The following is a 19994-nucleotide window of genomic DNA, read 5'->3' as shown; positions in this document are numbered from 1 at the left end:
CGTCAGTCGTCCGATTCCGGCCCGGGTACCGCAGGCCGCAGCGGCATGCCCGCCTCCATGAATTCCACGATCCTGTCGATCTTGTCCAGATCGAGCCCCTCCCGGCCGAACGCGGTCATCATCGCCCCGATCATCGCCCCGGAGAAGGCACGGACCTCGAAGTCGCTCGGTTCGCGGCCGACTCGGCGGGCGAGCAGCGCGGAGACCAGATCCACGTTGCGTTCGGTCTCCTGCATGATCACGCTGCGCAGCTCGGGCTCGTTGTAGATCAGCTTCATCCGGTCCTGCTCGAACTGCCAGTCCTGCGGGTCCAGATTGTCGAAGGTGTCGCGCATCGCCTGGCGGAACGCGGCCAGCGGCGTCAGCTCCGGTGGCTGGGATTCGAGCGCGTGGATCATGATCGGATCGACGTCGTCGGCCAGCACCACCTGCTCTTTGGACGGGAAATAACGGAAGAAGGTACTCGGCGAGATATCGGCGGCCTCGGCGATCTGCTCGATCGTGGTCGCCGAATACCCCTGTGCCTGAAACAGTTTCATCGCTTCCGCGCGGATGGTGCGGCGGGTGCGCTGCTTCTTGCGTTCGCGCAGACCCACCCGGGGCGACGTGGTCGCCCCGGAGTAGGCCCGAGCGGGTGCTTTCGACTCAGCCGACATGCACCGATTCTCCCGCATCGGCCGCGGAGTGCGGGTCCGGCTCCCCGCTTCGAGTCCGGATCGCGGCGAGCAGCGCCGCCACCACACACACTCCGGCGCACAGCCACAGCATCGCGCCCATCCCGGAGACGAAGGCCGATTGCACGTGGGCGAGCATGTCGGCGTTGCCGGTGGTCCGAGCCACAGCGACACCCGCGTTCACACCGTCCGACACCGGCTCGTGGTTGTAGGTGCCCAGGTCGGAGCGATATTGCGTGGCGAGGACGGTACCCAGCACCGCCACGCCGATGGTGCCACCGGCCTGGCGCAACGCCTGCAGCAGCGCCGAACCGGAACCGGCGCGCTCAGCTCCCAGCTGCCCCATCGCCATTCCCATCGCGGCCGGCATGACCAGGCCCATCGCGAAGCCCAGGATCGTGGTCCAGGCCGCGGTGTAGCCGTATCCGCTGCTCACCCGGGTCATGGCGCCCATGGCGAGCCCGGCGCCGAGGATGAGGAAGCCACCGCTGAGCACGATCCGCGCCCCGAGTTTCGGCAGCAGCTTGTCGACCACGCGCGTGCCGACCACCAGCCCACCGATCAGCGGCAGCAACCGCAGCCCGCTACCGAGCGAGTCGACGCCGAGCACCGCCTGGAAGTACTGCGGCACGGTGAAGAACATGCCGAACATCGCGAAGTTCACGAAAACGGAATACGCGGTGCCCCAACGGAATCCGTGGTTGGTGAACAGTGCGATGTCGACCAGTGGGTGCGTGATCCGCCGCTGCCACCACACGAAGCCGGCCAGCAGCGCCGCACCGGCGGCCACCGCCGCCCAGGCCGCGCCGTCGCCCCACCCCTGTTCGCCGAAGCGGATGAATCCGTAGGTGAATCCCAGCATGCCCGAGGCCGAGAGCAGCACCCCGGGCAGATCGATGCGGAAGGCCGAATCGCTGCGGGTTTCCGGAACCAGGAGCGCCACCGCGATCAACCCGACCACGACCAGGGGAACGTTGATCAAGAAGACCGAACCCCACCAGAAATGGTTCAGCAGCCAGCCGCCGACGATCGGGCCGAGCGGCAGCCCCAATGCGGTGGAGCTGACCCAGATCGTCAATGCGCGCTGTCGTTCGGTTCGATCCGGGAACAGGCCGGGCAGCACCGACATCGACAGCGGCATCATCGCGGCAGCCGCGATACCCAGCACCGCCCGGGCGGCGATCAACATCCCCGCCGAGGTCGCCAGCGCACACCAGAGCGATGCCCCACCGAAGACGACCAGCGCCGCCAGCAGGAACTTCTTGCGGCCGTAGCGGTCGCCGAGCGCACCCGCCGGCAGCATCACGGCGGCCAGCGCGAGGGTGTAGGCGGTGGTGAACCATTGCAGCGCAGCGGTATTCGCATGCAGGTCGAGGGCCATGGTGGGTAGCGCGACGACCAGCACCGTGGTGTCGAGGCCGATGGTGAGCATCGCGAGCCCGAGCGCACCGAGGGCGAGCCAGCGCGCCCGGCCGGCGCCCGGCGCATCGACTCCCGGCGCATCGACTCCCGGCGCACCGGCGCCAGGCGCATCGACCGTTCGCGGTTCGCGGTCCGCTGGCGACGGGCGGGCGGGCGCTACCGAGCGTCCGGCCTCTTCCTCCCGCGCCGCGGTCCCGGTCGATGCGGGCGATTCCGATGATCTCCGCAAGTTCATGACATGTCCATTCAGTTGGTTGTGTCTATATTTTGATAGTAACTTTCATTTCATGGTCTCTGTCAATACTTTGCGGGCGCGGGTGTTCGCGGCACCATCGCGCAACGCCGCATAAGCTGCATGTCGATGAACACCCGCATGTCCCGCACCGTCCGCTTCCGCCGATCCCGCTCGCTGGCGGCCGCCGTACTGACTGCCGGGCTGCTGGGCGCCACCACGGTCACCGGGCTCGGCGTGGCCGACGCGGCCCCTGCGCCGCCGTCCACGCCGTTCACCACCCCGAATACGGATTCCTGCCCGAACAAGACGGCCCCGCCCGCGCCGATCGATACCTCGGAGGTGCCGGCGCCAGGCAGTACGACGCCGTCGCCGCTACCGGTGCCGTCGGAACCGATCGGCGGCGACAAACTCGGGCGCTGCGGCGTGGTGGTTCCGGCGGGCGCACCACCGGTGCCCGCCGACATCTCGGCGACCGCCTGGCTGGTCGCCGACCTCGACACCGGCAAGGTGCTGGCCGCGAAGGATCCGCACGGCCGCTACCGACCGGCCTCCACGATCAAGACGCTGCTGGCCGCGGTCGCACTGCCCGCGCTGGACCCCAGCCAAGTCGTGATCGGCACGCAGGACGACGCGAATGCCGACGGCACCCGCGTCGGCATCGGCCCCGGTGGCCGCTACACCAACGACCAGCTGTTCCACGCGCTGCTGATGTGCTCCGGCAACGACGCCGCCCATGCCATCGCCACCCAGCTCGGCGGCGACGAAGCCACCGTTGCGAAGATGAACGCGATGGCAAAACAGTTGCAGGCCATGGACACTCGGGCCGCCACCCCCTCCGGCCTGGACGGCCCCGGGATGAGCACCTCGGCCTACGACCTGGCGACGATCTTCCGCCACGACATGCAGAACCCGACCTTCGCCTCGATCATCCACACCGAGCAGTACGACTTCCCCGGCTACCCCGCCGACCCCAAGATCCCCGACGACAAGGACCACCCCGGCTTCCCCATCGCCAACGACAACCGCCTGCTGTACGACTACGACGGTGACCTGGGCGGCAAGACCGGCTACACCGACGACGCCCGGCAAACCTTCGTGACCGCGGCCGAACGCAACGGCCACCGCCTGGTCGTCACCCTGCTCAAGGCCGACGTCCTCCCCATCCGCCCGCCGGAGCAGGCCGCCCGCCTCCTGGACTACGCCTTCGCCCTCCCCGCCGGCGCGAACATCGGCTCCCTGCCCGACCGCAACACCGGCGAGAACTCGAACACCAACGTCGCCCTGGCGTCCCCGCCCGCCCACGACACCCCGACCGCCGCCGCCCCCTCGACACCCCACAGCAACTCGAACCTGCGCACGATCGGGATCATCGGCGCCTTGGGATTGGCGATCGTGCTGGGCTTGTTCGGGTGGTCACGCCTGGGCCGGTCGCGGCGGTAGCTTCGCAGGCCGAGACAGCTTTCGAGAGTGGCGCGGTGACACCCGCCGAGTCGAGGCCCTGCCCCGCGAAACCTCGCGTACTCGTCATCGATCCGGCGCTCGGTGAGTCGGCGATCCCGGAACTCGCGGGCCTGGCGGAACTCGGGCTCACCCCGACGGTCAATCTGCGGCGGGTGACGGATCAGAACCTTCGTTCGGAAATCTCGCGCCGCTGGCACTCGATCGACATCGACGGTTTCCGTGCCGACGACATCGTGGCGACATTCGAAGACCACGGCGGCTACGACGCGCTGAAATGCCGCGCCGGCATCCCGCTGACCTGCGACGTCTTCGAGCGACTGACCGCGAGCACGCACGATCAACCGCTTCGTCTGGTCGCCAAGGCCGCCGCGGGCCTGGACAGCTTCGACCTGGATGCTGCGGCCGAACGCGGTGTCACGGTTCTGTCCACACCGGGGGCCAACGCCGGCGCGGTAGCGGAGTTGACGATCGGTCTCATGCTCGACGCTCTGCGCGGCATCAGCAGGCGCGATGCGGCATTGCGCGCCGGTGATTGGAGGGCGGCGATCGACGGCATTCCGGTTCGGAGCCTGGCGGATTCACGCGTCGGCCTCATCGGAAGCGGGGCGATCGCGCGGGAGGTCGCGGCACGACTCGCACCGTTCGGAGCCGAGGTCTGGGTCCACGGCTCACCGCGCTTCACCGCACAGGATGCGGAGCGATGGCCCGCGCGATGGACAGGCACGCTGCGCGAGCTCATGACCGGCTGCGACATCGTCTCCGTCCACGTACCGTCCACCGTAGCGACCGCCGGACTCATCGGCGCGCGGGAACTGCGATGGATGAAACCCGGCTCGATCCTCGTCAATACCGCACGCGCACAGGTTGTTCCCGAAGACGCTCTCGATGCGGCGCTGCCCGACCCGGAATGTGGACTCCGCCACGTCGCCGTCGACGTATTCGCCACGGAGGGAACGTCATTCACCTCACCACTGGCATCGAATCCGCACACCACGCTCAGCCCCCATGTAGGCGGAATGACTCGGCAGGCTATGAAAGCCAGTTCGGCACAGCTGCTCACCGAGATCTCGCGGTTCTATGCGAGCTCGACCGAGGCGACCGCTTAACCCGCTGACGACACCGCCTGACCGTCACGGACGTCGGCGTATCAGCAGTCGAGGTCGCCTCGAGCGGCAGATGCGGTGAACGCCGACCACTCCGGGCCGGTGAAGATCAAGGCTGGGCCGGCGGTGTTCTTCGAATCACGTACTCCTACAAGGCTGTCAGCCAAGAATGCTACTTCGACACAGTTTTCGGAGGCACCGCTGTGCGAGCTTTTGAACCAACGCGCGGCCGCTACATCGCCCATTACGACACGTACTCCTTCGCTATCTGCCGGAGCAAAGACCGGCTGGCGACAGCATCCAGCACGCTCCGTTGAAGACCCTGGTACGCCTTATAGTAGCGCTGAACGGTGCTCGGTTTCTCGAGATATAAACCCCCCGTGAAACATTCGGTGTACGCGACCGGCGGCTCGATAGGCCGTCCGTCGCGGTCGGAACCGAAGTCCAGGATCACGAACGGCCCGATCGGTTCACCCAACGGGTATCCAGCGGCGAACGGCAGAACGTGCACGTTCACATTGGCGCGGGTCCCCATATCGGCAAGATGTTTCAGTTGTGCCGCCATGACTTTGGGGCCCCCGACTACGCACCGCAGCACGGACTCCCGCAGGATGACATCGAGCGTGGCCGGTAGATGTTTGCGCGTAATTCGTGTCTGCCGACGCGTCCGCAGCTGCACTCTTCGCGCATGTTCGTCGGGCGTATCGTTCGGATATCCCGCATGAAAGAGCACGCTCGCATACGCCGGAGTCTGCAACAGTCCCGGCACGAGTTCGGGTTCGTAGGTTGTCAGCCGGTGCGCCGACGCCTCCAGGCCGACATAGAAATCGAAGTTCGCCGGCAGAAGATCGTCGTACTCACACCACCAGTTGAGCTCGTTCCCCTGTACCGCAAGGGCTTTCATGGCGGCCACGTGCTCGGCGTCGAATTCGTAGATTCCGCACAGGGCCTCGATATCCAGCTCGCGCAGATTCGCCACCATCCCCCGCTCGATGCGCAGCAGCGTGCTCGCACTTCGCTGAATCAGCGCCGCCGCTTGGTGCAGGGTCAGACCGCACTCCTCGCGTCCGTTGCGCAGATACCTCCCGAGCTGCCGCCTCGGCAACGTCGACCCGCGCTCCGACATACCGCCTCCCTCCAGGGCCGTTTCCATGGCGCCAGCACACCACTGCGCGCTCCCGCGCGAACCGGCCTACGCGGATTCCCATTCGATCTCCGCATAATCCCAGGAAAGATTGCATATTCGACGGTTTTCGAGTGCACCACATCGGCGAGTCGCCCAGCGACACAAGAAGTTTCGGCGGCACGACGAGAAAGTCCGCGGCGCCGCCCGCCGGCGACGCCGCGGCGCGTTCACACCAGTTCCGGCACCCGCAGGTGGGCCAGCGCCAGCTCGAACTCGCGCACATCGATGGCCTCGACGCCGACCTGGCGGGCCGCGTCGACCCGCAGCGCCGCGGACTGTTCGCGGTTACGCTGCATGGCCTCGGCGCTGTCGAAGACACCGCAGGAGACGGCACGGCCGGATGCGCGGTTGATCAGCAGGCTCGCGCTACAGAATCCGTCGAGTTGTTCCATCCCCGGCAGGATGTAGTTGCGGTAGGCGTCGGTCGACATGTCGAGGCGGCTCGGATCGGTCTTGATCCAGGTGGCGCGCACGCATGCCCCGGGCATGGAGCGGTGGTCCCGGTGCAGGACGGCGATCTCCCATTCCGCGACCTGGGCGGCGGTACCGCCGAAGACCGTCACCGCCCGGTCACGCGCCGCCATGAAGGCGCTCTCGCTGTCGTGCATCGCGGCCTCGGATTCCCATCCGGTGGTGGAGATGCAGCGGCCGAACGTGCGATCGACCAGCAGGGACAAACCGGTACAGCCGGGGGTCTCCGCAAGCATCGGCATGACCTCGTCCCGCATATGCGCAATTCCGGCATCGATCGCGGAGGGTTGCGCCTGAATCGTGGTAGACCGTGCGAACACGACCCACCCCCTCTCTGCTCGGGGCAGCGCCCGGCGGCGCCACCGGTGCATCTCAGCCTGCTCCGATGCACGGGCGCCCGCAATAGTCCGCTCGGCGTCAGTCGAGGCGCAGCCGGCCCCCGTTCTCCTCCCGGTAGAAGGTGTCACCGTCAAGATCGAGACTGAAGCCGGAGCTGCCGCTCGCTACGGCGCTACTCACGGCCGGCTGCGGTGACTCGGCATTGCCGCCGTCCGGGCGCGAGTCCGGGTACAGCACGGACGGGTCGTCGCCGCTACCCGGCACCGTTGCGCCGGACGGGCCGTGGTCCAGCCCGCCGCCGTCGGGGTTCGCATCGGGATACCAGCTGTACGGATCGGTTGCGCTGTCCGACAAGAGGTTCGGGGTAGAAGACGGCAGCTGCGCGGCAGAAGCCGGCGTACCGCTGCCGGAGTCGTGGCCGAACCAGTGCTTCGCCAGCTGTGTGGCGTCGGTCTTCAGACGCTTCTTGTCGTCCTGCGGACCCTCGACGACCTCTCCCGCGACCTTCTCCCCGAAGTCGCCGACCTTGCCCTCGAACTTCTTGCGCTCATCGGTTTTCGGCGCGCCGGGACTCTCCGGCTCATGGGTGTGAGGGTCGCGGCCGTCGGGAGTCCTGTTGTGCTCGTCCACCCCCACCTTGCGCAGTGCCCCGCCGAGCGCGCCGCTCGCCGCGCTCGAAATACCGTTGTGCAGACCGGCTTTCCCGATATCGTCGAGGTTGAAGCCGTCGCGAAGGCCGAGCGCGTTCTCCCCCGCCTCCCAGGCCAGCTCCTTCCCGGCCCCCTTCATGAAGCCCTTGAACCCCTCGATGGCGGTTTCCTTGATGATCCGCTTCAGTAGCTGCTTCAGCGCCTGCTGGATCACCACGCGGGTCGCGACCTCGGCCGCGGCCGCCTCGGCCATGCTCGCGCCCAGCGTCTCGACGGCCGCGGCAGCGGCGATCGCCAGGTTGATCGCCAGCTCGACCAGCATCGCGATGATGTAGAGCTTCACCGCGAGAATCAGCACGGACATCACCCGGCAGGCGATGGCGATCGCTTTGCAGAAGGTGACCAGACCGTCCAGGTCGTCCCCGGCGGTACGCCAGAACTGCTGGATGGATTCGTGGGTCCGGCCGTCGATACGGGCGAGAATCGCGGTGGTGACGGCGTCGCCTTCCGCACGGATCTGCGACAGCGTGTCGCCCATATGTTCCCAGTGGTCGGCCATCCGCAGCAGGGCGGTTTCGTCGGCCTTGGGCCAGTCGCAGGCGACGAGGGAGGCGACCGGCTTCAGATAGTCGGGTATCTCGATGCCCATCGCTTACGCTTTCCCCCCGTTGATGCCGTTCTTCTCGATGGTGTCGCGGACCTTGTTCAACAACCCGGCGAGTCCCTCGTCGGCGGCCTCGAGCGTATCGGCCGCAGCGCCGGACGACTCTTCCAGATGTGCGAACATCAGCGCGGCCTTCGCGATATCCTGCAGCGCCTGTTCGGCTTTCGGCAGATAGTTCTGCGCGAACGCGGAACCGAAGATGTCGTCTCCCCACTTGCCGGTGACCTCACCGAGATCGACCGTGAGATTCTTCAGATCCTCCTCGAGCTGCTTGCCGAGTTGACCCAGACGCGGCGCGTGCCGCCGGAATTCGTCGAGTTCGATGCGAAACTCGTTGGCGCCGGTCATATCCGGGTCACCAACCCTTCCAGTGCGGCCCGTTGTCCTCGTCGTCCTCCGCGACGCGCGGTGGCTTCGGGGCCGGTTCCGGCTCGGCCACCGGTTGCGGTGGCGGCGGAAGGATGCCGTCCACGACGCGCTGCAAATCCACGTCCTCGCCGAGCGGATTCGTGATGTGGAAACGTTTCTCGTCGGCGAGGATCGGGGCCATCGCCGCACCGACCTCCGACTTCGCCGCGCGGGCGGCGGCCTGTGCCGCCTCGGTGATGGCGGTGCCGAGCTTCTCCGGGGTGGTGCGTTTGAATGCGGCGGGGTCGACCCACACCTGGATGGGGATGCCCGCCGAATTGCTGATGACGCGGATCAGATTGTCCGAGGACCACCCTTCGGCGGTCGCGGCGGCCAAAGTGTCTCGGGCCGTGGCGATATCGCGCAGTTGATACTCGTAACTCTCGAGCATCGAATCGACCTGCACCTGCAGGGCGTCGGTTCGCGCGCGCAGCTGATCGTAGCCGGATGAATCCACTGGTTCCCCTCAATCGGACTTGTCGCGTCCTGTATTCCGACGCATCGGATCGGTAGCCGGTTCCCGCACTCGGCAAACCTGTCCGTTGTGTCAGGATGGACCCGTGGATCCGAACGACCCGGACGGCGCCGCCGATCAGCTGACGGCCTGGGCCGACGACCTCGAACACAAGGCCGAGCAGTACCGGGAACTGCACGATCGGATGTCGAGTCTGAGCGTCACCGAAACCTCACGTGGCGGCATCGCGGTGACGGTGGACGGCGAGGGAATTCCGACCGATATCCGCTTCGCCGATTCCGTCCGCGGCACCGAACCCGCCGCGCTGTCGGCCGAGCTGATGCGCACGCTGCAGCGCGCCCAGGTGCGGATGCGAGAGCAGATCGCGGCCACCGTGCACGAGACGGTCGGGGACGACGAAGCGGGAGCGAACATCATCGACCGCTATGCCGAGCGGTTCCCCGATCCCGAGGAGTCCGAGCCGGACTTCGGCCCCGATGAAGCCGGTGCGCGGTGAGACGTTCGGGCGGACAACAGCTTTCGAGTCCGGCGACGCGTCACCGCTTGCGGCGCGCGATGCCGACCATCGAGCCCAGCGCCGCTCCCACGCCGAACAGGGCCAGGCCCGTACTCGCCGTCATGCCCGCGTGCATCCTCGGCTCGATCACCGCCGGGCCCGGGGCCGGGATCTCGGCCTCCGCCTCGTTCTCCCGGGCGGTGGCCGCCCAGGCGGTGGCGAACAGGATGATGCGGGCGGTGATGTAGGCGAAGACCATCAGGCCGATGATCGAGCCGAAGGCGACGCCCGCGGGACTGGTGAGCACCTTCTGCAGGTAGAACGAGGCCACCTGCTTCCAGATCTCGAACGCGATCGCGGCGATGAAGGCCGCGCGCACGGCGCTGGTGAAGGTCACCGGCCGGCGGGGCAGCCGGGCAATGATCCAGACGAACACCGCCCAGGACGCAAGCACCGCCAGGACCAGCGTCAGCAATCGCAACAGCCACGAAACACCGGGCACCTTGTCGAGCCCGACACTTTCCAGCAGCTGCAGCGCCAGGCCACTGGACGACAACGCCGACAAGCCCAGCGACACCACCATCGCGACACCGAGTCCGGCCAGTGCCAGCAGGTCCGACAGTTTGGTCCGGAACCAATTGCCTTCCTGCGCGGGCTGTTCCCACTGTTCGGTCAGGGCGGCGCGCAGGTTGGCCATCCAGCCCAGGCCGCTGTAGGCGGCGATGAACAGACCGATGATGCCCACACTGGTCCGGGACTTGATGGCCTGGTCGATCAGATCGTTGACCTGGCCGCCGAACGAACCCGGGATGTTCTCGACGATCTTGTCGCGCAACTCTTCGAGCAGGTGCGGATCGCGGGCGAGGACGAACCCGGCGACCGCGAAGGCGACCATCAGCAGCGGAAACAGCGAGAGCACGGTGAAGTACGTGATACCGGCCGCGAAGTAGTCGCCGCGCTGGCGCTGGTAGCTGCCGCCGGCGCGGACGGCGTGGTCCAGCCACGGCCGTGCTCGCACCTCACGTTGGATCCGCGCTTTGAGCTTGTCGAGCACCTGTCCTCCCGAACCTGTTCAACCGCAACACGGCCTCGCGCGGCGCAGATCAGCGGTGCAGGAAACCCACTCGGTCGTACACCTGCGCGAGGGTCTTACCGGCGATCTCGCGCGCCTGCTCGGCTCCGGTGGCGAGGATGCGATCGAGTTCGCCCTGATCGTCCAGATACTCTTGCACTTTCGCCTGCAGCGGTGTCACGAATTCCACCAGGGCGTCGGCCACATCGGCCTTGAGCTCGCCATATCCCTTACCCTCGAAGCCTTTTTCGAGTGTCACGATGGGCGTGTCGGTGAGCGAGGACAGGATCACCAGCAGGTTGCTGACGCCCGGTTTGGTCTCCGGGTCGTAGCGGATCTCCCGCTCGGTGTCGGTGACGGCCGAGCGGATCTTCTTCGCCGAGACCTTCGGATCGTCGAGCAGATTGATCAGGCCCGCGTCGCTGGCGGCGGACTTGCTCATCTTCGAGGTCGGATCCTGCAGGTCGTAGATCTTCGCCGTGCCGGTGACGATATGCGGCTCGGGCACCACGAAGGTCTTCTTGAAGCGAGTGTTGAAGCGCTGCGCCAGATTTCGCGTCAATTCCAGGTGCTGGCGCTGATCCTCACCGACCGGTACCAGCTGCGGGCGGTACAGCAGGATGTCGGCGGCCATCAGGATCGGGTAGGTGAACAGGCCGACGGTGGCGTTGTCGGATCCCTGTTTGGCCGACTTGTCCTTGAACTGGGTCATCCGGCTGGCCTCGCCGAAGCCGGTGATGCAGCTCAGCACCCAGGTGAGCTCGGCGTGCTCGGGCACCTGGCTCTGCACGAACAGGGTGGACCGCTTGGGGTCGATACCCATCGCGAGCAGCTGCGCGACACTGCGCACGGTGCGGCTGCGCAGCTGCTTGGGGTCCTGCGACACCGTGATGGCGTGCATATCCGGAATGAAGTAGAGCGCCTCGTAGTCGTCCTGCAGCGGAGCCCAATACTGCAGCGCACCAAGGTAGTTGCCGAGGTGGAAGGAGTCGCTGGTCGGCTGGACGCCGGAGAGGACCCGCTGCTTGCGTTCGCTGGGGGCAGGACTGGACATGAACCGATCTTCCCATGCACGCCCAAGCGTTTTTTTCCGAGGGAGCGAGGACGTGCGCCACCCCGCACGGCCGGCGCTCTCGGCGGCGTGCGGGGCGGCGTCGCTCAGACCGCGTGCCGTTCGGCGTAGTTGCGCGGATCCACCCCCGGCATGCTGGACCTACCGCTGGCGACCAGGTCTTTCTCCCGCCGCGTGATCAGGCGATAGACCGGGGCGCTCGGGCCGGACAGGGTGTCGCGCAGCACCGGCGGCGCTAACGGCGGGCGCACGTGGGCGGTGCGCACGGCCTGCGCGAGTCCCCGGAACGCGAGCTCTTCACGCCGGCCCCAGCGAATGTCGTACATCCGCCGGATCCGCGGCGGCAGCGAGCCCTGGACCAGCAGATGCGCCCCGCTGCTGGCCTGCTGGAACGGGCGCGGCAGCGGATGCGGCACCTGCTTACCCGCCAGATACGAGCCCACGAGCCGCGCCTCGTCGGTCAGATACAGCTCGTCCGAGGCGAGGTAGGCATCGAAAGATCGCCGGAAGGCCGGATAGTCGGCGGGCGCGGCCGAACGCGGCATACCGAACAACTCGCCCCAGCGCACGTAGTCCTGGTACAGATCCTCCCGCTCGCCCGCAGTCAGTTTGCGCACCAGCAGGTCGTGCATGACCTCGGCGGAGTCGGCGGTGAACGCCATGGTCATGAACATCAGGTGCGGGTCCAGCGCGGAGTAGTGCGAACCCGCCGGATGATGCGGACCCGCGTCCTCGGGCAGCACACCGTCGACGGGGAGATGCCGCTTGCGGGTGAACGCCAGCGCGCGGTCGGCCTCGTCCTTGTCGCCGAGGAATACCGCCTCGAACAGGCGACCGGTGAGCGCGAGACGCGTGTAGGGGGTGGCTCGGTGGGCGGTGTTCTCGGCGGTGCCGACGAACAGCAACGGATGGACCGCGCCGATCACCAGCGCCCGCAGGCCGTACGTCAGTCCCACCGCGCGTTTGCGCATCACCCGGCGGATCATCGAATCGTCGGAGAAATATCCCGGACCAGGCATCGTCGCCCTCCTCGCATGGAATCTGGCAATAGCATCCACCAGAAACCCACTTCTGGCAATAGCCCATGCCAGAAACGCGGCCGTGCCACAATCGGACCGTGACGGCACAGCGGACCTATGGCGGTATCTCGGCCGCCGAACGGCGCGCGGGCCGGCGTGCCGCGCTGCTCGACGCGGCTCTCGAGATCATCGGCACCCAGGGCGTGGACAAGCTGACGGTCGCCGGGCTGTGCGCCCAGGCCGGGCTGAACGAGCGCTACTACTACGAACAGTTCACCGGCCGCGAGGCCGTGCTCACCGCGCTGTTCGACAGCATCGCCGAGGAACTCGCGAACGCCATCGTGCGGGCGCTGCAGGAGGTGGCCGGCGCGTCCGGCGACGGCGACAACCCCGCCGATGCGTCCGCGCGCCGCACCCAGCGCGAAACGCGCACGATGGCCCACGCGGCCGTCGCCGCCGGTATCCACGTGCTGACCGACGACCCACGCAAGGCCCAGGTGGCGCTGGCGGTGAGCGCCTCCACGCCGGAGCTGCGCTCACGCACGCTGCAGAGCATCGCGTCGTTCGCGAACCTGGTCGCCGCCCGCGGCATCGACTTCTACAGCCTGGGCACGCCCACGCCGGACCCGGCGATCGGTTTCCGCGCGACCTACCTGGTGGGCGGGCTGGTGCAGACGCTCACCAGCTGGTTGCAGGGCGATATCGATATGACCCGGGAACAGCTCATCGACGAGACCACCGACGTGTTCGTCCTCCTCGGCGAGGATCTCGCACAGCGGCTCCGCTGAGCCGCTTCCTCAGGCCGGGTCGGCCATGCTGAGTTCGACGGGCGACAACACCGCCGGACGCTGTTGCAGCACCACCCGGAAGACCGTGCCCTTCGCGGCCCAGTATTCGGCCGCCTGGGTCATCGCGTCGGCGAACCATTCCAGATCCTCGCGCTGGTCGGCCAGCAGCCCGCTCGAATCACGGATCACGACAACGTATCCCGGCGCCTCACCGACGAATTCGTCCAGGTCGCGCAGGCATTCGTCGAAGGCGTCGCGGTTGTCGCCGAAATAGTAGGGAAACTGCAGGGCGGCGGCGAATTCGTCGAATACTCCTGCGGTGGTGCGCATTTTCGCGCCGCGGACCTCGCGGGCGATATAACCGTCGGGGACCTGAAAACGCACACCGCTGAACGGTCCGGCGCCGACGTCGAGCGCGCCGAGTACCGGGCCGCCGGCGGTCCGGCGGGAACGCGCGTCCACGCGCGCCGCAGCCGCGTCGGAGCCGGCGGCCGCCGGGGCCAGGAACTGCGACAACGACATGGTTTCGGCCATCAGCGCATCCTCGTGAAGGTCTGGTAGTGGTCGCCGGTGTAGTACGCCGACCCGTCGCTGCCGGTCACGATGCGCTCGGCGTCCCGGGTCTGGCCGCGTTGCTTCGGGTTGACGTCCCATTCCTGATACGTGATCGCCTTACCGCTCGAGTCGGTCTTCGGCAGGGTTCCGGCGCGGTTCATCCACTGATCGCCGCCCTTGGTGCCCGGCGCGTTCGCCGAACCGGGCCAGCGTCCGGCGTCGATCTCGACGAGGGTGGCGTAGGCGCGATCGGGCACGCCCGGCGCCCGGGTCGCCGACGCGGCGGGTGTGGCGCCGTTGCCGGGCGCGGGCTTGGGAGCCTGGGTGGTGGACTGCGCCTCCTTGGTGGAGTGCACGGTCGCCGCCACCGAACTCGCGGTGTCGTGCGTGGCGGAACCGCCGCGCAGGCCCAGGACGCCGGCCACGATCGCCGCGATCACCAGCCCACCCAGAACCATCAGGATGCGAATTCTCTTGTCGGACATGTTCATCGGTGCCTGTTCATCGGTGCTGTCGGACTTGCGGAGTCCCGTCCACGCTGACGGGCACGCGGTGTGGAGACGATGTTCCCACCGCAGTCGGTCGATCAGGGTTCAGCGGTATCGCGTTCAGCGGTATTGCACGGTGACCGGAGCATGGTCCGACCAGCGCAGCGCGTATTCGGGCGCGCGTTCGACCACGGCCTGCTTCGCGCGCCCGGCGATCGCACCGCGCGCGAGGTGGTAGTCGATGCGCCAGCCGGCGTCGTTGTCGTAGGCGCGGCCACGATAGGACCACCAGCTGTAGGGGCCAGGCACGCCCGGATGGAGTTGGCGGACCACGTCGACATAGCCCGCGGCCAGCATCTCGTCGATCCAGGCCCGCTCCCCCGGCAGGAAGCCGGAATTCTTGACGTTGCCCTTCCAATTCTTGATGTCGAGTTCGGTGTGCGCGACGTTCCAGTCGCCGCAGATCACGAAATCGCGGGTCTGTGCCTTCATATGCGCGCCCAGTTCGCCTAGGAAACGATATTTCTCGTCCTGCATGGGAGTGTCGGCCTCACCGGTGTGCACGTACACGCTCGCGACGGTGACGTCGTCGAAATCGGCCTCCACGTAGCGGCCGACGCCGTCGAATTCGGTACTGCCGAAGCCGATTCGCACGCGGGTGGGCTCACGGCGGGACAGAATTCCCACCCCGGCGCGGCCCTTGGCGCCCGGCTCGGCGTGGGCGAGGAACCACCCGGCGTCGAGGACGGGCGCCAGTGCCTTGCGGGTCTGGTCATCGGTTGCCCGGGTCTCCTGCAGGCAGATGATGTCGGCCTCGGTCACTGCGAGCCATTCGAGCATCCCCTTCCCGGTCTTGCCGGTAGCTGCGCGTATGCCATTGACGTTGACGGAACTGATGATGCGGGCCACGTATCGACCGTACAATGCGGGAATCAACCCGTCCTCGCGGACATCGCGGCCACGCCGAGCAGGCCGCCGCCGATTCGGAAGGGGTGACGACGATGACGTCCGGCACCACCCAACCCGCCACCTCCCTTGCGCCGATGACAGCCCTGCACACCGGATCGGGCGATCCGCTGCTGCTGTTGCACGGATTCCTGATGTCGCCGCACTGCTGGGAGGACGTCGCGTCCCGATTGTCCGCTACTTGCGAGGTGTTCGCTCCGGCCTTCGCCGGCCACTGGGGCGGCCCCGACCTCAGCGGCTGGTACATCGACGTGAATCTGCTCGCCGACCGGGTCGAGGAACAGCTCGACGAATTGGGTTGGCGCACCTGCCATATCGCGGGCAACTCGCTCGGCGGCTGGGTCGGCTTCGAATTGGCCCGCCGTGGCCGGGCGCGCACGCTCACCGCCATCGCACCCGCCGGTGGATGGCACAATCCGTCGCTGGCGCAGTTGCGGGTGGGGCTGGAGTTCCTGATGCTGCTGCCGATCGTCGAAATCGGCAAGCGTCTACCGGCCTGGATCCGGTTCAGCGCGCCGGTCCGGCGGGCCACCGCCATGTTGCTGAGCAAGAACATCGCCGCGGCGCCGCGACGCGGAGTGGAAGCGGCGATCATGTCGGCGACCCACTGTGCGGCCATGCTGCCGCTGATCGTCAGCGGTCTGCGGATGGCGGTTCTCGACGATCTGTCCAGCGTGCGGACGCCGGTGCGCCTGCTGATGTGCGAATTCGACCGGATCATCCCGAACCGCATGTACGCCAAGCGTTTTCTGCGGGAACTGCCCGAGACGGCAGACCGCATCCTGGTGCACGGCGTGGGTCACGTCCCGATGCTGGAAGCTCCCGACCGCATCGCGACCCTCATCGCCGAGCACGTCTATGCCAGCCGCACGCGTCTGCGGGCGGTGTGAGAAAGGCCGGCGGATCGGTTCGAACCCCTCGGCGCCGATCCGCCGGCCGCCATCACGTGGCGATCACCGGCCCAGCAGGCCCTTCGCGATATGGGTCACCTGGATCTCGTTGCTGCCGGCGTAGATCATCAGCGACTTGGCGTCGCGGGCGAGTTGCTCGACGCGGTATTCCTGCATGTAACCGTTACCGCCGAACAGTTGCACGGCCTCCATCGCGACCTCGGTGGCCGTCTCCGAGCAGTACAGCTTGATCGCCGACGCCTCGGCCAGGGTCGGCGGTTTGCCCGCGCGGCCGCGTTCGAGGGTGTTGAAGACCATGTTCTGCACGTTGATGCGGGCGATCTCCATCTTCGCGAGCTTGAGCTGCACCAACTGGAAGCGGCCGATCTCCTGACCCCACAGCATGCGAGTCTTGGCGTATTCCACACAGAGCCGGTGACATTCGTTGATGATGCCCAGTGCCATGAAGCCCACGCCCACCCGCTCGGCGACGAAACTCGTTCGCGCGCTTTCCCGCCCGTCGCCGCCCTTGTGCTCCTCGGTCTCACCGAGCAGCCGGTCCTTGCCCAATCGCACGTTGTCGAAGAACAATTCGCCGGTGGGTGAGGAGTGCAAACCCATCTTCTTGAACGGTTTGCCCTGGGTGAAGCCCTCCATGCCCTTGTCGAGGACGAAGGTGAGCACCTTGCGATCGCGTTTGTCGGTGCCGTCGCCCTCGTCGAGTTTGGCGTAGACGACCACCACGTCGGCGTACGGACCGTTGGTGATGAAGGTCTTCTGGCCGTTGAGGATATAGTCCTCGCCGTCGCGCTTGACCGAGGTCTTCATGCCGCCGAAGGCATCCGAACCCGAATCCGGTTCCGTGATGGCCCAGGCCGCGACCTTCTTCAAGGTCACGATATCGGCGAGCCAGCGTTCCTTCTGCGCGAGCGTGCCGCGCGACATGATGGTGGCCGCGCCGAGACCGATCGAGACGCCCATCGCGGCGACCAAACCCATACTGACGCCGGATAATTCGCTGATCAGCACCGCCATCAACGACTGCTGCTCGCCGAACGGGTCACTGCCGGACCTGGGTTTCTTGTCGCGCTGTCCGGCCTCGTCCGGCGCGGCCTCGGCGGCACGCTGCTTGGCGAGCATCTTCTCGATCGCCTCGGCGCCCATGGCGTCGATGCCGAACTCGCCGAACAGTTTTCGCAAAATCGGATACGGCGGCATCTCACCGCTGTCGAGGGCGTCCAGATGCGGCCGGATCTCCTTGTCGATGAAGGCGCGCACGGCCGCGCGGATCATCTCGTCGGTCTCGGACCATTCGAACATCGTCATTCTCCTCCAGCGTCAGGGCAGCCGGGCTGCGATGTCGTCGATCAGCCAGGGGCCGTCGGTTTCGATGGTCTTCACGTCGTGCCAGCCGCCGAGTTCGGAGATGGCCCCGCCCTGGACGGCGAAGACCTTGCCGGTGACCGGGCATTTGTCGGTGGCCAGATAGGCGACCAGCGGCGAGATGTTGGCCGGGCTGAAGGCGTCGAATTCGCCTTCGCCCACCTCGGCGGCGAAGATCGCGCCCATACCGGGTGTGGCCAGGGTCAAGCGGGTGCGCGCCATCGGGGCGATGGCGTTGACCCGCACGCCGTAGCGTTCCAGTTCCTCGGCCGCGACCAGGGTCAACGCGGCGATACCGGCCTTTGCCGCGCCGTAGTTCGCCTGGCCGGCGTTGGGCAGGGTGACGCCGGAGGCCGAGGCGGTGTTGACGACGGCGGCATTGGGCTGCTTACCGGCCTTCGACTGGTCCTTCCAGTACGCCGCGGCATGGCGCAGCACGTTGAAGTGGCCCTTCAGGTGCACCGCGATGACCGCGTCCCACTGCGATTCCTCCAGTCCGGCGATGAACCCGTCACGCAGGATGCCGGCGTTGTTGATCACGACGTCGAGTGTGCCGAATTCCGAGATCGCCTGGGCCACCAGGTTTTTCGCACCGTCCCACTGCGCCACGTTGTCGGTGTTGGCCACCGCCTTCCCGCCCGCGGCCCGGATCTCCTCCACCACCTGCTGCGCCGGTCCGGCGTCGGCGCCCTCTCCGGCGTTGCTCCCGCCCAGATCGTTCACCACCACCGCGGCGCCCTCGCGCGCGAACAACAGCGCGTGTTCGCGTCCGATGCCGCGGCCGGCGCCGGTGATGACGGCGACCCGCCCATCCAATACACCCATGAAAGTCTCCTCGGCTACGAGTTGTCGGCGACGACCGCCAGGCCGTCGGTCAGAACGAGATCGGTTCCGCGCGCGGTGCGGAACGCGTACGTGGTGTCGGAGCCGGTCGAGCCGACCTTCCAGATCTGCGTCTCCAGATCGTCGCCGGGGAACACCATCTTCGAGAAGCGCACCGCGAAACGCTTCAACCGGTGCACATCGGAACCGGCGACCTCGGTGAGGACCGCCCACGACGACATCGCCATCGTGCACAGACCGTGCGCGATGATGCCGGGCAGTCCGGCATCCTTGGCGACCTGCTCGTCCAGGTGCAGCGGCACCGGATCGCCGGAGGCGGGGGCGTAGCGGTAGGTCTGATCGTCGTCCACGTGGGCGGCGACCCGGGCCAGGGGCGGCTGCGCCTCCAGTTCCGGATCGAACTTGTGCGCCGGCGCGCTCTCACCGACCCGCTTGCCGACATCGATGTTGCGGAAGAAGGCGGTCAGGTACTGCTCGTTGACCAGCTCACCCTCGGAGTCCCGGCACTCGATGAGAATGGTGATGGTGGTGCCGTTCTCCCGGCCCTCGTAGCCGACCGCCTTGGCCCGCGAGACCAGCCGATCACCGGGCCGGATCGGGCGGTGGAAGTGAAAGTCCTGCTCGCCGTGCACGACTCGGCCGAAGATGTCCATCGGGACGACGTCGATGACGGGCATCATCATCGCCTCGAAGACGGGCACGATGGCGAAGACGGGTGAGGCGATACCGCCGGACAGGTGGGCCGGAATCGGGTCGTTGGTGGCCGCGGCGTACTCGGCGATCCGCTCCCGGGTGACCTCGAATCGTTCCTCGTCGGACCAGACGTCGAGGCCGGCGTCGTCGAATTCCACGGGCCGGGGTGCTGTTTCGGTGGCCATATGCGCCTCGCTATGCCGTCGCGAGCGCGTCGAGTTGGTCGAGGGTGGTGTCCAGCTGCTTGGCACCGTCCTTCTCCACCGCCTTGCCGAGCGCGCCCTTGATGAGCGCGCCCTCGAAATCGCCGGAGACCGAGAACGTGCTGCCGGCCCCTTCGGGCGTGATGTCGAAGGAGAACTTCACCTTCACTCCGGCCATACCGGCGCCGCTGAGCACCAGGTTGTTCGGCGAATTCACCTCCTCGACAACCCATTCCATCTTGTTCGCCATGCCGAGCATCATGATCTTGGCGACCAGCTTCGAGCCCGTGGTGAGCGTGGCCGGCGGTTCCTCCATCCAGCGCTCGTGGATGGTGAACCACCTGTCCCAGGTCTGCGGATCCGAGACGACCGCCCACAGCGCGTCCGGGGTGGCGTTGAGGTTCTTGGTGGCTTCGATGTGACCCATGCTCGTACTCC

23 protein-coding genes are annotated in these 19994 nt (G+C 67.2%); 5 read left to right on the top strand and 18 right to left on the bottom strand.

Features of this window, described 5'->3' with window-relative positions:
- Positions 1-2: 2 nt before the first annotated feature.
- Together IG65_RS0104660 and IG65_RS0104655 are read right to left on the bottom strand one after the other, a co-directional pair.
- Positions 3-656, bottom strand: coding sequence for a TetR family transcriptional regulator (locus IG65_RS0104660; protein WP_051755342.1), 654 nt, complete (start codon positions 654-656; stop codon positions 3-5).
- Positions 646-2106, bottom strand: coding sequence for an MFS transporter (locus tag IG65_RS0104655; protein WP_036523342.1), 1461 nt, complete (start codon positions 2104-2106; stop codon positions 646-648). Before IG65_RS0104655 ends, IG65_RS0104660 begins: the two co-directional genes overlap by 11 nt.
- Positions 2107-2457: 351 nt before the next feature.
- Between IG65_RS0104655 and IG65_RS0104650 the strand changes: the two genes are divergently transcribed.
- The gene (locus tag IG65_RS0104650; RefSeq protein WP_030513566.1) at positions 2458-3771 is read left to right on the top strand and encodes a serine hydrolase; all 1314 of its coding nucleotides are present in this window, start codon (positions 2458-2460) and stop codon (positions 3769-3771) included.
- A gap of 35 nt (positions 3772-3806) precedes the next feature.
- Positions 3807-4898 (top strand): D-isomer specific 2-hydroxyacid dehydrogenase family protein, encoded by a 1092-nt coding sequence (locus IG65_RS35710; RefSeq protein ID WP_197039782.1) that lies wholly within the window; start codon positions 3807-3809, stop codon positions 4896-4898.
- A 41-nt stretch (positions 4899-4939) separates the two neighbouring features.
- Here the strand turns inward: IG65_RS35710 and IG65_RS36645 are convergent, their stop codons facing one another.
- From IG65_RS36645 to IG65_RS34370, 6 genes are all read right to left on the bottom strand, one after another.
- Positions 4940-5140, bottom strand: a complete 201-nt coding sequence (locus IG65_RS36645) for a DUF397 domain-containing protein (RefSeq protein ID WP_081879251.1) — start codon at positions 5138-5140, stop codon at positions 4940-4942.
- Positions 5140-6048, bottom strand: coding sequence for a helix-turn-helix transcriptional regulator (locus IG65_RS0104640; protein ID WP_231509053.1), 909 nt, complete (start codon positions 6046-6048; stop codon positions 5140-5142). The genes IG65_RS36645 and IG65_RS0104640 overlap by 1 nt, the downstream gene beginning before the upstream one ends.
- 200 nt (positions 6049-6248) lie before the next feature.
- Positions 6249-6872 carry an antibiotic biosynthesis monooxygenase gene (locus tag IG65_RS0104635; protein ID WP_036523130.1) on the bottom strand — a complete coding sequence of 208 codons (624 nt, stop codon included), beginning with the start codon at positions 6870-6872 and terminating at the stop codon, positions 6249-6251.
- Between the two features lie 97 nt (positions 6873-6969).
- Complete coding sequence (locus tag IG65_RS35705) at positions 6970-8079, bottom strand: hypothetical protein (protein WP_156055484.1); 1110 nt, start codon at positions 8077-8079, stop codon at positions 6970-6972.
- Between the two features lie 114 nt (positions 8080-8193).
- Positions 8194-8553: a WXG100 family type VII secretion target gene (locus IG65_RS35700; protein WP_051755337.1), complete on the bottom strand. Its 360-nt coding sequence runs from the start codon at positions 8551-8553 to the stop codon at positions 8194-8196.
- A 7-nt stretch (positions 8554-8560) separates the two neighbouring features.
- On the bottom strand, positions 8561-9070 hold the full coding sequence (locus IG65_RS34370; RefSeq protein ID WP_036523127.1) for a YbaB/EbfC family nucleoid-associated protein: 510 nt from the start codon (positions 9068-9070) through the stop codon (positions 8561-8563).
- Positions 9071-9173: 103 nt separating this feature from the next.
- On the opposite strand from IG65_RS34370, the gene IG65_RS0104615 reads away from it, so the two are divergent.
- Complete coding sequence (locus tag IG65_RS0104615) at positions 9174-9584, top strand: YbaB/EbfC family nucleoid-associated protein (protein WP_051755335.1); 411 nt, start codon at positions 9174-9176, stop codon at positions 9582-9584.
- Between the two features lie 40 nt (positions 9585-9624).
- Here the strand turns inward: IG65_RS0104615 and yhjD are convergent, their stop codons facing one another.
- From yhjD to IG65_RS0104600, 3 genes are all read right to left on the bottom strand, one after another.
- Complete coding sequence (yhjD, locus tag IG65_RS0104610) at positions 9625-10638, bottom strand: inner membrane protein YhjD (RefSeq protein WP_030513558.1); 1014 nt, start codon at positions 10636-10638, stop codon at positions 9625-9627.
- 49 nt (positions 10639-10687) lie between these two features.
- Positions 10688-11710, bottom strand: a complete 1023-nt coding sequence (gene trpS, locus IG65_RS0104605) for a tryptophan--tRNA ligase (protein ID WP_030513557.1) — start codon at positions 11708-11710, stop codon at positions 10688-10690.
- Positions 11711-11814: 104 nt separating this feature from the next.
- Positions 11815-12747 (bottom strand): oxygenase MpaB family protein, encoded by a 933-nt coding sequence (locus IG65_RS0104600; protein WP_030513556.1) that lies wholly within the window; start codon positions 12745-12747, stop codon positions 11815-11817.
- A 98-nt stretch (positions 12748-12845) separates the two neighbouring features.
- On the opposite strand from IG65_RS0104600, the gene IG65_RS0104595 reads away from it, so the two are divergent.
- Entirely contained in the window at positions 12846-13535 is a 690-nt protein-coding gene (locus IG65_RS0104595) for a TetR/AcrR family transcriptional regulator (RefSeq protein ID WP_036523124.1), read from the top strand.
- Between the two features lie 9 nt (positions 13536-13544).
- On the opposite strand, the gene IG65_RS0104590 is transcribed toward IG65_RS0104595, so the two are convergent.
- From IG65_RS0104590 to IG65_RS0104580, 3 genes are all read right to left on the bottom strand, one after another.
- Positions 13545-14069, bottom strand: coding sequence for a barstar family protein (locus tag IG65_RS0104590; protein WP_036523121.1), 525 nt, complete (start codon positions 14067-14069; stop codon positions 13545-13547).
- Positions 14069-14581 carry a ribonuclease domain-containing protein gene (locus IG65_RS0104585; RefSeq protein ID WP_030513553.1) on the bottom strand — a complete coding sequence of 171 codons (513 nt, stop codon included), beginning with the start codon at positions 14579-14581 and terminating at the stop codon, positions 14069-14071. The genes IG65_RS0104590 and IG65_RS0104585 overlap by 1 nt, the downstream gene beginning before the upstream one ends.
- Positions 14582-14698: 117 nt before the next feature.
- Entirely contained in the window at positions 14699-15487 is a 789-nt protein-coding gene (locus IG65_RS0104580) for an exodeoxyribonuclease III (protein WP_030513552.1), read from the bottom strand.
- 14 nt (positions 15488-15501) lie between these two features.
- Between IG65_RS0104580 and IG65_RS0104575 the strand changes: the two genes are divergently transcribed.
- Positions 15502-16434, top strand: a complete 933-nt coding sequence (locus IG65_RS0104575; protein ID WP_228796222.1) for an alpha/beta fold hydrolase — start codon at positions 15502-15504, stop codon at positions 16432-16434.
- A gap of 63 nt (positions 16435-16497) precedes the next feature.
- Here the strand turns inward: IG65_RS0104575 and IG65_RS0104570 are convergent, their stop codons facing one another.
- From IG65_RS0104570 to IG65_RS0104555, 4 genes are read right to left on the bottom strand one after another with little or no spacing between them, the layout of a single operon-like run.
- Positions 16498-17754: an acyl-CoA dehydrogenase family protein gene (locus IG65_RS0104570; protein WP_030513550.1), complete on the bottom strand. Its 1257-nt coding sequence runs from the start codon at positions 17752-17754 to the stop codon at positions 16498-16500.
- An 18-nt stretch (positions 17755-17772) separates the two neighbouring features.
- Complete coding sequence (locus IG65_RS0104565) at positions 17773-18642, bottom strand: SDR family oxidoreductase (RefSeq protein WP_030513549.1); 870 nt, start codon at positions 18640-18642, stop codon at positions 17773-17775.
- A 14-nt stretch (positions 18643-18656) separates the two neighbouring features.
- The gene (locus IG65_RS0104560; protein ID WP_030513548.1) at positions 18657-19538 is read right to left on the bottom strand and encodes a MaoC/PaaZ C-terminal domain-containing protein; all 882 of its coding nucleotides are present in this window, start codon (positions 19536-19538) and stop codon (positions 18657-18659) included.
- A gap of 10 nt (positions 19539-19548) precedes the next feature.
- Positions 19549-19983: an SRPBCC family protein gene (locus tag IG65_RS0104555; RefSeq protein ID WP_030513547.1), complete on the bottom strand. Its 435-nt coding sequence runs from the start codon at positions 19981-19983 to the stop codon at positions 19549-19551.
- Positions 19984-19994 lie beyond the last annotated feature (11 nt).

Origin of the sequence: Nocardia sp. NRRL WC-3656 (genome assembly GCF_000720265.1) — a bacterium.
Classification (GTDB): domain Bacteria; phylum Actinomycetota; class Actinomycetes; order Mycobacteriales; family Mycobacteriaceae; genus Nocardia; species Nocardia nova.
This window is presented reverse-complemented; position numbering and strand designations above follow the sequence as displayed.